At 67.9% G+C, this 12,712-nt stretch carries 12 protein-coding genes; 5 read left to right on the top strand and 7 right to left on the bottom strand.

Annotation, left to right across the window (positions count from 1 at the left end; all coding sequences use genetic code 11):
• The first annotated feature begins 61 nt into the window (after positions 1-61).
• Positions 62-1,153 carry a serine hydrolase gene (locus H2037_RS13580; RefSeq protein ID WP_292123008.1) on the top strand — a complete coding sequence of 364 codons (1,092 nt, stop codon included), beginning with the start codon at positions 62-64 and terminating at the stop codon, positions 1,151-1,153.
• A gap of 74 nt (positions 1,154-1,227) precedes the next feature.
• On the opposite strand, the gene H2037_RS13575 is transcribed toward H2037_RS13580, so the two are convergent.
• The 4 genes from H2037_RS13575 to H2037_RS13560 form a co-directional block, all read right to left on the bottom strand.
• A complete protein-coding gene (locus H2037_RS13575; protein WP_292123007.1) occupies positions 1,228-1,806 on the bottom strand; it encodes a hypothetical protein in 579 nt (192 codons plus the stop codon).
• Between the two features lie 98 nt (positions 1,807-1,904).
• Positions 1,905-2,537 carry a LysE family translocator gene (locus tag H2037_RS13570; RefSeq protein ID WP_292123035.1) on the bottom strand — a complete coding sequence of 211 codons (633 nt, stop codon included), beginning with the start codon at positions 2,535-2,537 and terminating at the stop codon, positions 1,905-1,907.
• Positions 2,538-2,614: 77 nt separating this feature from the next.
• Entirely contained in the window at positions 2,615-3,226 is a 612-nt protein-coding gene (locus tag H2037_RS13565; RefSeq protein WP_292123005.1) for a hypothetical protein, read from the bottom strand.
• 80 nt (positions 3,227-3,306) lie between these two features.
• Positions 3,307-3,765, bottom strand: a complete 459-nt coding sequence (locus H2037_RS13560) for a translation initiation factor IF-2 (RefSeq protein ID WP_292123003.1) — start codon at positions 3,763-3,765, stop codon at positions 3,307-3,309.
• Between the two features lie 287 nt (positions 3,766-4,052).
• Between H2037_RS13560 and H2037_RS13555 the strand changes: the two genes are divergently transcribed.
• Positions 4,053-6,101, top strand: a complete 2,049-nt coding sequence (locus tag H2037_RS13555) for a response regulator (protein WP_292123001.1) — start codon at positions 4,053-4,055, stop codon at positions 6,099-6,101.
• A 7-nt stretch (positions 6,102-6,108) separates the two neighbouring features.
• Here the strand turns inward: H2037_RS13555 and H2037_RS13550 are convergent, their stop codons facing one another.
• Positions 6,109-8,508 carry a TonB-dependent receptor gene (locus tag H2037_RS13550; RefSeq protein WP_292122999.1) on the bottom strand — a complete coding sequence of 800 codons (2,400 nt, stop codon included), beginning with the start codon at positions 8,506-8,508 and terminating at the stop codon, positions 6,109-6,111.
• A 635-nt stretch (positions 8,509-9,143) separates the two neighbouring features.
• Positions 9,144-9,800: a glutathione S-transferase family protein gene (locus H2037_RS13545; protein ID WP_292122996.1), complete on the bottom strand. Its 657-nt coding sequence runs from the start codon at positions 9,798-9,800 to the stop codon at positions 9,144-9,146.
• 124 nt (positions 9,801-9,924) lie between these two features.
• Between H2037_RS13545 and H2037_RS13540 the strand changes: the two genes are divergently transcribed.
• On the top strand, positions 9,925-10,512 hold the full coding sequence (locus H2037_RS13540) for a hypothetical protein (RefSeq protein ID WP_292122994.1): 588 nt from the start codon (positions 9,925-9,927) through the stop codon (positions 10,510-10,512).
• A 226-nt stretch (positions 10,513-10,738) separates the two neighbouring features.
• A complete protein-coding gene (locus H2037_RS13535; RefSeq protein WP_292122992.1) occupies positions 10,739-11,788 on the top strand; it encodes a ribonucleotide-diphosphate reductase subunit beta in 1,050 nt (349 codons plus the stop codon).
• A gap of 6 nt (positions 11,789-11,794) precedes the next feature.
• Here the strand turns inward: H2037_RS13535 and H2037_RS13530 are convergent, their stop codons facing one another.
• On the bottom strand, positions 11,795-12,295 hold the full coding sequence (locus H2037_RS13530) for a hypothetical protein (protein WP_292122989.1): 501 nt from the start codon (positions 12,293-12,295) through the stop codon (positions 11,795-11,797).
• 152 nt (positions 12,296-12,447) lie between these two features.
• Between H2037_RS13530 and H2037_RS13525 the strand changes: the two genes are divergently transcribed.
• A complete protein-coding gene (locus H2037_RS13525; protein WP_292122987.1) occupies positions 12,448-12,711 on the top strand; it encodes a hypothetical protein in 264 nt (87 codons plus the stop codon).
• Position 12,712: the final 1 nt, after the last annotated feature.

Here is a 12,712-nt window from a genome sequence, read left to right as displayed (position 1 = left end):
TCAAGACCCGGAGCCCGCATCCTGCGACAGGTTCGGCCTCGCCCTTCTTCCAAGGATTGTCATGCGTCCCCTGCTTCTCGCGGCCCTCGGGCTTGCGCTCGTCTCGTCCCCCGTCGCGGCCGAACCGGCCTGGCCGGTCGCCGCGCCTGAAAGCCAGGACGTCTCGGCCGAAGGCCTGGCGGCCATGGACGCCGCCGTCCGCGCGGGGACGTTCCAAAAGATCACCAGCGTCCTGATCGCCCGCCACGGCCGGCTGGTGCACGAGGTCTATTTCGACGAAGCGGGCCGTGAGAGCCGACGCAACACCCGCTCCGTGACCAAGACGGTCACCGCCATGCTGGTCGGCGCCGCCGTCGCGCGGGGCGACATCGCGAGCGTGGACGCCCCGATCCTGCCCTTCGTCGCCGACCACGGGCCGTTCGACAATCCCGACCCGCGCAAGGCTGCGATCACGGTCGAGGACCTGCTGACCATGAGCTCCTTGCTCGAATGCGACGATGGCAACTCCTTCTCGCGCGGCAACGAGGAGCGGATGTATCTGATCGAGGACTGGGTCAAGTTCGCCATGGACCTGCCGATACGCGGCTTTCCGGCCTGGGTTCCCAAGCCGGCGGACCAGCCCTATGGCCGGGCTTTCAGCTATTGCACGGCGGGCGTCAGCACCCTGGGCGCCGTGGTTCAGGCGGCGACGGGCGAACCACTTCAGGACTTTGCGCGCGACGCCCTGTTCGGCCCGCTGGGGATAGAGGGCGAGGAATGGCAGATCTCGCCCCTGGGTCTGGCCCAGGGCGGCGGCGGCCTGGGGCTGCGCAGCCGCGATCTGCTGACCCTGGGCCAGCTGTTGCTAAACCAGGGCCGCTGGGACGGGCGTCAGGTGCTGCCGGAGGCCTTTGCGAAGGCCATGACTGCCCCTCATTCAACAGTGGATCCCGAGCGCGGCGACTATGGCTATCTGATCTGGCTGCCCACCTATCAGGTCAGGGGCGTCTCTCACCCCGCCTGGAGCATGGCGGGGACCGGCGGCAACAAGGTGGTTATCGTGCCGGACCTGGACACGGTCGTGGTGGTGACGACCGAGAACTACAACATCCGCAATCCCCACGGCCTGGCCGACGCCCTGATCGCCGGCCATGCCCTGGCGGCCATGCGATAGTGGGGATCGCCTGAACCAAAAAAGGCCCGGAACCGCAGTTCCGGGCCTTTCCTGTTTTGCGCTCGCCTGAAGCCTTAGCGCACCGGGCGGGTGACGCGCGAGGAGAGGTTCTGGATGACCTCGCGGGCCTCGAAGGCGTTGGGGTCGCCGGCCGGTTTCGGGCCGCGACCCATGATGATCTCGGCGGTGGCCTCGTAGCGGTCGATCTGACGGGTGTCGAAGTCGTTGGCGCCCCAGCGATCCCAAGGGCTCCAGTAGCCGCCGCGGTAATAGCGCCACGACGGACCCCAGTAGGGGCCGTAGAAGCTGTTGTAACGGCTGTAGAAGGGGTCGGGCGTCGTGACGTAGCGGGTGTCGCGGTCGGTGGCGCGGTTGACGGTGGCGAACCAGTCATAGCCGCTCTCGACCGTCAGCTCGGCCGAGCGCAGCAGCAGCGACATCTCGACCTGTTCGCGCGACGTCACCGAATTGCCGGCGAAGCTGACGCGGTAGCGATTGGCCTCGACCCGCTGTTCGGCGTAGCCGCCGCGCTGACCATTGAAGCCGGCGGGCTGGTAAGGGGTGGCGGTGGCGCAGGCGGCCAGGGCCATGCCGGCGATCGCCGTGGTCGCCAGCATCCTGACGACCGAGGTCTTTCTGGAAAGGGCTTTCATGAAATCAACTCCTTGATCGCCCATTCGGGCGCGCTGGCGGCTGAACGGCGCATGAACGGCCATGTTCCGGACCAATCTAGGAGGAAGCTCGACCGCGTCTAGAGCCTTAATGCGATCAATACGGCCGCCGTCAGCAGGAGGATGCCGACGAAGACCCCGAAACCGCGCCGGAACCGGGCGTTCTGCATCCGCCGCGACAGGGCCGCGCCGGACAGGGCGTAGGCGCTCATCGACATCAGATCCATGCCGATGACGGCCAGGGCGAACAGGGCCAGCTGGGGCGCGACGGGCCGATCGACGTCCAGGAAGGGCGGCAGGACGGCGGTGAAGAACAGGATGGCCTTGGGGTTGGCGATCTGAACCGCGAAGCCGTCGACGAAGGCGCTGCGGCCCTTGCGGACCTCCACATGGTCGGGCTGGGCGGCGGTCTGGAAGGCGCCGCGCAGGGCCTTCAATCCCAGCCAGGCGACATAGAGGGCGCCGAGGACGGCGATCAGGCGGAAGGCGTCGGGGAAGGCCTTGACCAGGGCGCCCAGGCCGAGGGCGGCGGCGGCGAACCAGACCAGGGTGGCGCAGTTCATGCCCACCACCCCGATCAGGGCCGAGACCCGGCCCTTTTCGACGCCGGTCGCGACGGCGAACAGATTGGCGGGGCCCGGCGTGATCGCCATGACCGCCATCACCCCCAGGAAGGTCGAATAGAGATGCGGATCGACAGGCAGGGCGGACATGCGGCGCCATGTCGCTGCATTGGCGACGGCGGTCAAGACCGTCCTGTCGCGTCGCGCGGCGCCCGCCTGGGCCGGCGTCAGGCCGTCGGAGGTTCCGGGGCTTCGGGGGGCTCGGGCGCTTCCGGAGGCGCGGGGGGTGCGTCGGGGGCCTCCAGTTCGTCGACCGTCAGGGTGTCCCCGGCCTGGTCGAGCGCATACTGGGCGATCAGGCCATAGGTCTCGATCTGTTCGGGATCGGGGTTGGTCCAGGCGCTGTTGCGGGCGATGCCGGTTCCGGCGATGACGCCGTGCTGCATCCCGGCCTCCATGGCCTCCCTGAGCTCGGGGTCGTTCAGGGCGTTCTCGACCAGGGCGTCGATGTCGATGTCCTTCAGCGCCTCGGCCGCCAGTTCCGAGGCGTGTTTCGTGGCCTCGGCGGTGAAGGCGGCGACGTCGGGGGCGTAGTCGGACCAGAGGGCGGCGATCCGCTGGCCGCGTGCGCTTTCGCTGAGGCTCTCGTCCTCGGAAATGGCCTCGGCGCGCTTGCCGAACGCCTCCATCCGGGCCTCGAAGGCGTTCGCGGCGGCCTCGAGCCGGGCCTCGGCGGAATGGGCTCCGGGCTTGGCCGTCGGCGCGTCGCCGTCCTGGGCCAGGGCGGACGACAGGGGCAGGAGCGCGAGGGCGGCGGTCAGGCTGAGTGCGCGGATCATGGGAGCAGTCCCCGTGGATGACCCGTTCAAACTCCGCCCAAGGCCGCCCCGCCTCAAGTGAAATCGCGGTAAGGCGGGCCCTACTGCGGCGTGGAAGGCGTCTCGGGCGTCGTCGGGGCGGGTGCGGATTTCGCGACGATCTCGGCGCGCACCATGGCCGGAATGGCCTTGATCTGCTCCACCGCCGCCGAAATCTCTTGGGCGGGCGCGCCCTGGGCGGCGGCGAAGGACTGGAGGTCGGCGGCGAAGGCGTCGATCTGGGGCTGATAGCGCGCCTGGATGGCGTCGAGATCGGTCTTGGCCTTGGCGGCGTCCGACTGGGCGGCGGCGGCCTGCATCTCGGTCGCCATGGTCTCTATCGAACTGCCGAAGGCGTGGGCGCGGGCTTCGAAGGCCGCTTCTTCGGGGCTGCGTTCCTCAGCCGGCGCGGCGGCGCCGGACGCCTGAGCCGATGCGGGCGCGGCCAGGTCCGGAGAAGCGAAGGCGGGCGTGGCGACGACCAGCAGGGCGGCGGTCGCGAGACAGGATAGATGGCGCATGGAAAGTTGCTCCGACGGCCGCAAGCGCCGTCCTGATGGCCTGGATGGAGGGCGCAGGCCAGGCCGTTCCCGCGTCAGATGCTCGCACGGATAATGCGTCAGGCCAGGGGTTCGCAAGGCGAGGCGATGGAATGCGCAATTCTACCTAATGCTGGGAAAACGGGATTCTTAGGAAATCCGGGCAATCTGCTTTCATGGGTCGGAGCAGGAAGCATTTGGGACGGGGGCGTTGGCGGCTTTTTCGCCATGACGCCGGACGTGAAGCCGGGCCTCCGCCCTGGCTGTTCGTGCTTCTGTATCTCGCCAGTCAGGTTCTCGGCCATTGGAGCATGGCGACGCTGAACGCCACGGTGATGTGGCCGGCGAACGCCATAGTTCTGGCCGCTCTGCTCCAGCTGCGCCGCCACGAGGCGAGGGGCGTTCTGATCGGCTGCACCCTGCTTAATCTAGCCGGCAATATCCTGAGGGGCGATGCGCCCCTGTTCGTGGTGACCAATGTCACGCTGAATCTGCTGCAGGTCGTGGTCGCTGCCCTGCTGGCCCGACGCCTGTGCGGGGCCGCGCTGGACATGCGGCGGCCCAAGCGCCTGTTCCGCTTCGCCGTCGGGGCCGTGGTCCCGGCCGTGGCCCTGACCACGGTTCTGGCCGGTCTGATCGCGGTGGTTTCCAATCAGCTGCCCCTCGGCAATCTGGCTTTCCGTCTGCGTCATCTGTTCGACATGGAGCTGCTGGCGATGATGATGATCACGCCGACCCTGCTTCTGGTCGCGCGCAACCACCGTTTTCGTGGAGACGCCAAGGTTTCCCCCGTGGAATTCGTTGTCCTGATCGGCCTGGTGACCGTCGCCGCGCTCTGGGCCTTCTGTCAGTCCCTGGCCCCGATCCTGTTCATCGTCTTCCCGCCGCTGTTCCTGCTGGCCTTCCGTCTGTCCCCGCCTTGGACCGCCGGCGCCGTCATCCTGATTTCCGTCATAAGCGCCACCGCCACCCTGACCGGCCACGGCCCGGTGACCATGACCCGACTGGCCTATGATCCGGATCTGGAGGCCATTCCCCATGTGATGCGCCAGATGAACGTGCTGCATCTGTTCCTGCTGGCCGTGGTGGCCACCGCCCTGCCCATCACCACCCTGTCCACCGAACGGCGCCGCCTGTTCGAGCGGCTCCGGGTCCGCACCGAGGCCGCGCTCTGCGCCCTGCAACGCGCCGAGAAATCCGACGCCGCCAAGTCCCGTTTCCTGGCCATGATGAGCCACGAGATGCGCACCCCCCTGACCGGAATCACCGGCTACACCGACCTGTTGTCGCGCCGTCCCGAACTGGACGCCGAGGCCCGGCGCCAGCTGGAGGCCGTGCGCCAGTGCAGCGACGCCATGCTGCGCCTGATCGAAGACCTGCTGGAAGTGTCGAGCGGCAATGTCGAGGTCGCCCTCAAGCCGGTCGAGATTCCCGTCCTGCTGGAAGAGGCCCTGGCGCCGGCGCGCGAATGGGCGGCCGTGCGGGGGCTGGACTTCGTCCTGACCGTCGGTCCCGGCGCGGAAAGCGCGGCCCTGACCGACGGCCGACGCCTGCGTCAGATCCTGCACCACCTCGGCAGCAATGCCGTGAAGTTCACCGGCAAGGGCGGGGTGCGGATCCTGGTCGAGCGGATCGACGACCGGTTGCGGTTCGCCGTCAGCGACACCGGCTGCGGCATGTCCGAAGAGGTTCTCGCCGGGATCTTCCGCCTGTTCGAACAGGCCGACGCCACCACCAGCCGCGTCCACCACGGCGCCGGGGTCGGTCTGGCCCTGGCCAAGAACCATATCGACCGGCTGGGCGGGACGGTCACGGTCGAGAGCGTCCAGTGGAAGGGCACGACCTTCACCGTCGACATCCCGGCGCCGACCGTCGAGAGCGTCCGGACAGCGGAGGCCGCCCCGTTGGAACAGCGCCGCATGCGGGTGCTGATCGTCGACGACCATCCCTCCAATCGCGACCTGATGCGGATCATGCTGGAGGCCGTCGATTGCGAGACGGCCGAGGCCGGCGACGGCCGTGAGGCGGTCGAGGCGGTCGCGACGGGAAGCTTCGACCTGGTGCTGATGGACGTGCGTATGCCGGTGATGGACGGGCTGGCCGCCACCCGCGCCATCCGCGCCCTGGACGGACCGGCTTCGGCGGCGGCCATTCTGGCCGTCACCGCCGAAGCCATGCCCGAGGACGTCGCCCGCTGTCTGAACGCCGGCATGGACGCCCATGTGGCCAAGCCGATCACCCAGGTCCGGCTCTATGAGGCCATGAACCGGGCCATGGAGGTCGCCGCCGTCAGGACGGACGACGCCCAGGCCGCCTAGACGGGGTTCACCAGGTCAGATTGACCCGGGCGTAGCCGAAGCGGCCGTTGAAGCCGAACGGCGAGTTGTAGGGATAGCCCAGCACCCCGTTCGAGTTCAGCGCCAGGGGCGTGGCGTCGGGATATTCGTCGAAGACATTGTCCACCCCGAGCGCCAGGCCGACGCGATCGGTCAGCTGATAGCGGCCTTCCAGATCGATCACCGTCTTTTCGCCGGTGTGATAGTCGTTGGCCGGAACCGAGCCGGGCTGGAGCACGTCGCCGTAATAGGTCGCTCGCGCCGTCGCGCCCCATTTCCGCAGACGCCAGTCGGCGGCCGCCGAGACCTTGGTGTCGGGCGTGCCCTGTTCGATGGTCAGGATGCGCTGGCGGCCGAACAGGGTGGTGGGCAGGTCGGTGTCCAGCGAGACGTCGTTGAAGTTGGCGGCGACGGTGAAGTCGAAGTCGCCCAGGCTCTCGGTCGGCAGGCGATAGCGGCCGACGACGTCCACCCCCTCGGTCGAGGTCGAGACGCCGTTGACGAAGAAGCGGGCCGCCTGAACGTTCAGCGGGGTCAGCAGGGCGGGATTGCGGATCAGTTCCGACAGCACGATCTGGTCCTCGATATCGATCTTGTAGGCGTCGATCGTCAGGTCGAACCCGCCCAGCCGCACCACGGCGCCGAACGAATAGTTGGTCGAGGTCTCGGGTTTAAGCGGACGGCCGCCCAGGGCCGTCCCCACGGGACTGGTGGAGGGGAAGGTGCCGGTCTCGACCACGACGCCGTCCTGGATCACCGACGAGGTCGAGGTGAAATAGGACTGCTGCAGCGACGGAGCGCGGAAGCCGGTCGAGACCGAGCCGCGCAGGGCGAAGGCGCGGGTGAAGTCGTAGCGGGCCGACAGCTTGCCCGTCTGGGTGTCGCCGAAGTCCGAATAGTCCTCGAACCGAACGGCGCCGGCGACCGTCAGCTTCTCCGTCAGCGGCAGTTCGACATCGGCGTAGGCGGCGAAGTTGTCGCGATCCACGTCGACTTCATTGGAGGGCTGGAAGCCGGGGAAGCCCTGGGCGCCGCCGGACAGGGCGGTGTTCGACCCCAGCGGTCCGCGGTTGTAGCTCTCCGGCTGGCCCGCCTCGATCTGATAGTTCTCCCAGCGCTGTTCCAGGCCCCAGGCCAGGTTCAGCGGCCCGCCCGCCAGACCGGCCTCGAATTCGCGGCTGAAGTCGGCGCCCAGGACCAGCTGGTCATAGATCAGGCTGCCGGAATCGAAACTGGTCGGCGAGGCGGCGCCATAGGTCGAGTTCAGCGAATCCTCGGTGCGGAAGTCCAGGGCGTTGCGGCCATAGGTCAGGCTGACGTCCGCGTTCCAGCCGGCGATCTCGCCGCGCAGGCCGCCGGCCAGGGATGCGTCCTGGCTGTTGACGGCGACCTTGGGCAGGAATCCATTCGGATAGATGGCCGTGACATTGTTCACATTGTCCGACAGGCGCGGGAAGGCCGCGCCCTCGCTGTCGCGGTCTTGATAGCCGGCCCAGCCATAGGCCTCCCAGCCGCCCCCCAACCCCTTGCCGGCGTTGGCGAAGACGGTCCACTGCTCCACTTCCGGGTCGCCGAAGCGGGCTGTGATCGCGCCATTGGCGGCCGTGCGGGGATCATAGTCGGAGCGATTGGTCGATTCGCGGCTCAGATATTCGGCGGACAGGGTCAGGAAGCCGTCGTCGCCCAGGCCGAAACCCTGCCAGGCCGAGGTTGTGACCGTACCGCCGTCCTGTTCGTCGCGCTCGCCGCGCGCCGTCTTCACCGTGGTCAGATACTGGCCATAGGTGACGCTGGCGCCGCCGCCGCTCGAGGCCTCCCTGAGGCGCAGGTTGACCACCCCGGCGATGGCGTCGGAGCCGTACTGGGCCGAGGCCCCGTCGCGCAGCACCTCGACCCGGTCCAGGGCCGCGGTCGGGATGGCGTTCAGATCGACGGCGGCCGAGCCGCGTCCGACCGTGCCGTTGACATTGACCAGGGCCGAGGCGTGACGGCGCGTACCGTTGACCAGGACCAGGGTCTGGTCGGGCGACAGGCCGCGCAAGGTCGCCGGACGGATCGAATCGCTGCCGTCGTTGGCCGAGGGGCGGGGGAAGGTCAGGGACGGGATGGACTGGGCCAGGGCCGCGGCGAACTCGGTCGTGCCCCGGTTCTGCAGGCTCTGGGCCGTGACCACGTCGACGGGGGCCAGGGTGTCCAGGCGCGAGCGGTTGGCGACGCGGGTGCCGGTGACGACGATCTCGTCCACGGCGGCGGCTTCATCGGCGGCTTGCGTGGCGGGGGCTTCTTGAGCGAAGGCGGGCGCGGCGCTCAGCAGGGCTACGGCGGAGACGGTGGCCAAAAGGGCGGGGGCGAAAAGAGCCGGCGAGGCGGCTCGGAAGGCGGTGCGCATTGAGAGATTTCCTGATGATTGTTTTTGGCGCGCACGGGCGCGCGAACCGGCGTCTTCGACGTCCGGCCTAGGCGTTGACGGAGCGGGCGGCTTCAGCCGCTACATCGTCCGCCGATCCGACGAGGGTCGGCCTGTGTCACGACTTTGGACATCGTCTTCTCCGACCGCGCGGTCGGGGGGAGCGCCTCGCGGTCATGGCCATATCAGGGCGGAGATGCGGCGGGTCAATGCGCGGCTGCGGTCATGTTTGCTGGGAGCAGGCCGCAGAAAATCTACACCATCCCTTTCGTCATTCCGGGCGAAGGGCCGCTTGGCCCGCAGACCCGGAACCCAGCGGCGCACGTGAGCGCGAACCTGTCGCGGGCCAGGTGTTCAGACATCCTGCTGCGGACGGATTTCGCCTTCGGCGCCGCTGGGTTCCGGGTCTCCACTGCGCTGCGCCCGGAATGACGAAGAAGGCGCGCGTCTAAGAACCCCTCCGTCTCTCCGCTGCGCTCCGAGCCACCTCCCCACCTTGTGGGGAGGAGACAGGCAAGGCCCGTCGCATCGTCTCCTCCCCGCCTTGCGGGGAGGGGGACCGCCGCGCCTCTTTGCGCGGTGGTGGAGGGGCTCTTCGCCTCAGACTCGATCCTCGATCAGCCCGCCTCAAACGGATACCGTTCCGCCCAAAACGCCTGAAGCGCCGGCAGTTCGTCCACGCGCCTCACCACCTCCGCCATCCTCGGCGCGACCTCATAAAAGCGCGCGCGACGCGGCGTCCACCGACTGGCCACGGCCACATAGAGGTCCAGCACCGTCAAGGTCTCGCCCAGCAGGAACCGCCCCGGCGCGATCTGGCTGTCCATCATCCCCCAGCACTCCGCGATCCGGTCCTCGGTGCGTTGCAGGATCCGCGCCTGATCCTCCGGATCGTCGCCCGCCAGCCGCTCGGGCACGTCCCGAACCCAGTACATCGAATAGATGGCGGCCGGGACGAAGCTCATCCAGCGCAGGAACTGCCCGCGCCGGGCGTCGTCCGGCGCGGGGGCCAGCCCCGCCTCGGCCCGCCGGGCGGGATGATGCCGGTCGGCCAGCCAGATCAGTATGGCGGCGCTCTCGGTCAGGATCTCGCCGTCGGGCGTGACCAGAACCGGCAGTTGCCGCATAGGATTGACCGTCGCCACCTTGTCCCGCTCGGCCTCCCCCTCCCAGGTCGGCGCCTCGACCACGGTATAGTCCAGACCCAGCAGGGTCAGAGCCGCCTCGACCGGAACCGATCCGGACCCGGCGGCGCCATAGACGGTAAAGCTCATCGCGTTCCTCCTGAATGTCGGGCTTAATTTTATTGCTGACGGTCCGGCGGCATGGATTTCAGGGGCTTGACCGAAAAAACGCCATTTGGATATCCGCGTTCGAAGCCGTGCCTACAATCGGCCCATGACCGATGAACCGAACACCGAAACCGATCTCTGGGTCCATGTCCGCCGCGACTATCAGGCGGGCCAGCCTGCGGCCCTGGTCGCCGAACGCTACCGGATCTCCGTGCGTTCCCTGCGTCGCCGCGCGGCGACGGAGGGGTGGCGCCGATGCGACCGCGACATCGGGCCCATGGCCGATATGCCGGCCTGGACCCGCGACGGCCAGGACCGTCGAGCGGCGCTGGAAGACCGGCCGGAACTGTCGGCCGCGCTCACGGCCAACGAGGACGACCTGTTCAGTCTGCTGGTCGATCCGTTTCCGGCGGAACTGCGTCGCTACGCCTTCAAACAGGCGTGCGAGGCGGCGGCCCTGCGCCGTCCGACCGAGGCGGTCTCCTGGATGCGGCTGGTGCAGCTGGTGCAGCGCACCGGGTCCGGGCTGGACGACGAAAGCCAGCCCTTCCGCGAAGCCGATTATATCCGCGCCGCCTTTCTCGGGGACATAGCCGAGCTGGGCGCCTCCGTGCGGATGAGGGCCGAAGCGGCGGCCAGGACTGCGGGGGCTGCGCCGCCGGCCCAAGGCCCGTCCCCCGCGAACGCCCGGTGACCGGCCTGGCGCCTTTGGCGCCCTGTCACCCTGTTTTTGCGCCAGTCGGCTCCGGGCCGGCGACGGACCATCCCCAGCCCCATCCCCAATTTCCTGAGACAGAACCACAACATGTAGCGGGTAGGACAAATTGTGATCGCAACATAGGAGATTTACGGCTTGGCGCCGGGGGCGACGAGTCGCATTGTGGAGACCTCTCCGGAATCGCTCTTTCAGGTCCAGTTCGATGAACGCCATCACCCCGATCATCCATCCCGACCGCGCCGGTCTTCTGACCCCGTCCGCCGCCTACAAGCCGTTCCGCTACCCGTGGGCCTTCGACATGTGGAAGAAGCAGCAGCAGGTCCACTGGATGCCGGAAGAGGTGCCGCTGGGCGAGGACGTCAAGGACTGGGCCTCGACCCTGAACGATAACGAACGCAATCTGCTGACCCAGATCTTCCGCTTCTTCACTCAGGCGGACATCGAGGTTCAGGACAACTACATGGAACGCTACGGTCGGGTGTTCAAACCGACCGAGGTCAAGATGATGCTGGCCGCCTTCGGCAATATGGAGACCATCCATATCGCGGCCTACGCCCTGCTGCTCGAGACCATCGGCATGCCCGAGCACGAGTTCGGCGCCTTCATGGAATACGAGGCCATGCGGGACAAGCACGACTATATGGGCCAGTTCGGGGTCGATTCCGACGCCGACATCTGCCGGACCCTGGCCATGTTCGGCGGCTTCTCGGAAGGGGTTCAGCTGTTCGCCAGCTTCGCCATGCTGATGAACTTCCCGCGCCAGAACAAGATGAAGGGCATGGGCCAGATCGTGTCCTGGTCGGTGCGCGACGAGAGTCTGCACTGCGAGGGGATCATCAAACTGTACCACGCCTTCAACAAGGAGACGGGCGCGGTGACCAAGGCGGTCGCCGACGACATCGTCGACTGCTGCAAGACCGTGGTGAAGATGGAAGACAAGTTCATCGACCTGGCCTTCGAAATGGGCGCGGTCGACGGCATGACGCCCGACGACATCAAGCAATATATCCGCTTCATCGCCGACTGGCGCCTGCGTCAGCTGAAGCTGCCCGAGGTGTTCGGGGTGACGGAGAACCCGCTGCCCTGGCTGCAGTCGCTGTTGTCGGGCGTGGAACACGCCAACTTCTTCGAGGCGCGCGCCACCGAATATTCGAAGGCCGCGACGCAAGGCAACTGGCACGGCGCCGACGGCGTCTGGACCGAGTTCGACCGTATGATGGCCCGTCGCGACATGAGCCTGGTCGCGGGGTGATCCTGCCTACTGCGGCCTGACCCAGGCGGGTCGGGCCGTGCAGGCTTCGCGGAAGCCGGACTGGCACAGGCGGACCTGTTCGCGCCAGGCGGCGTAGTCGCGGTCGTACTGGTCCTGGGCCGCGCGGGTCGCCTCTGCGGCCGCCCGCGCCTGTTCCTCGGTCTGGCGGACCTCGATCTGGTGACGGGCCAGGGCGGCCTCATAGTCCAGCTGGGCGGCGGCATCCGCCTTGTCGGCCAGGCTGTTCTGGGCGGCGATCTCGGCGTTCAGGGCGCGGGTGGTCCGCAGCTCTTCCTCGGTCTGTCTGGAATCGTCGGCGCGGTGATAGGCCTCTCCGCGCGCCCGCAGCAGGGCCTCGCGCGCGGCCGGATCGTTCGGGTCGGGCAGGGCGCGCTGGTCCCGATAGGGGTCCGGAGCGGAATAGGGGTCGGGCGTCTGGGCCTGGGCAGAGCCGGCGAAGGCGCCCGCGACCCACAGGACGCCCGCCAGGCAAACACGGATGGTCATGTGATCTTCCTTTTTCGAGGCCGGCCCGGTGAACCTTGACCATAACCGGCCTGGACTGCAACAACGCCGCCGCGACGAAAAGGTGGCGTGCGGCCGGGCTTCACGTCATGGTCGTAATCTCTCTGACGCATCCCCGCCACCGAGACGCCATTATGATCCTCAGCACCTCGTCCGGAGACTTTCCGATCCCCGCCGAAGTCGCGCGCCAACTGCCGAACGTCCCGGCCCTGCCCGACCCGGCCGCGCCGAACGCCAAGCTCCAGATCGAAAACTTCCGTCACTGGCTGGACGCCTCGCCGGAACACGCCATCGACTACGAGCGGCTGCGGCGTTGGCATCTGGTGCAGAACGAACTGGCCGCCCAGGCCAAGGCGTCGAACCGCGCCTTCGTGGTCTCGGACGACGGACTGGAATAGG

Origin of the sequence: Brevundimonas sp. (assembly GCF_013912065.1) — a bacterium.
Taxonomy (GTDB): Bacteria; Pseudomonadota; Alphaproteobacteria; order Caulobacterales; family Caulobacteraceae; genus Brevundimonas.
Note: the sequence above shows the minus strand (reverse complement) of the source record. Positions and strands in the feature narration are given on the sequence as shown.

Excerpts from the sequence above, each read along its gene's own strand:
- H2037_RS13550 (WP_292122999.1), bottom strand. The coding sequence starts at position 8,508 with ATGCGCACCGCCTTCCGAGCCGCCTCGCCGGCTCTTTTCGCCCCCGCC.
- H2037_RS13575 (WP_292123007.1), bottom strand. The coding sequence starts at position 1,806 with ATGAAAGCCCTTTCCAGAAAGACCTCGGTCGTCAGGATGCTGGCGACC.
- H2037_RS13560 (WP_292123003.1), bottom strand. The coding sequence starts at position 3,765 with ATGCGCCATCTATCCTGTCTCGCGACCGCCGCCCTGCTGGTCGTCGCC.
- H2037_RS13570 (WP_292123035.1), bottom strand. The coding sequence starts at position 2,537 with ATGTCCGCCCTGCCTGTCGATCCGCATCTCTATTCGACCTTCCTGGGG.
- H2037_RS13535 (WP_292122992.1), top strand. The coding sequence starts at position 10,739 with ATGAACGCCATCACCCCGATCATCCATCCCGACCGCGCCGGTCTTCTG.
- H2037_RS13525 (WP_292122987.1), top strand. The coding sequence starts at position 12,448 with ATGATCCTCAGCACCTCGTCCGGAGACTTTCCGATCCCCGCCGAAGTC.
- H2037_RS13530 (WP_292122989.1), bottom strand. The coding sequence starts at position 12,295 with ATGACCATCCGTGTTTGCCTGGCGGGCGTCCTGTGGGTCGCGGGCGCC.
- H2037_RS13545 (WP_292122996.1), bottom strand. The coding sequence starts at position 9,800 with ATGAGCTTTACCGTCTATGGCGCCGCCGGGTCCGGATCGGTTCCGGTC.
- H2037_RS13540 (WP_292122994.1), top strand. The coding sequence starts at position 9,925 with ATGACCGATGAACCGAACACCGAAACCGATCTCTGGGTCCATGTCCGC.
- H2037_RS13565 (WP_292123005.1), bottom strand. The coding sequence starts at position 3,226 with ATGATCCGCGCACTCAGCCTGACCGCCGCCCTCGCGCTCCTGCCCCTG.
- H2037_RS13580 (WP_292123008.1), top strand. The coding sequence starts at position 62 with ATGCGTCCCCTGCTTCTCGCGGCCCTCGGGCTTGCGCTCGTCTCGTCC.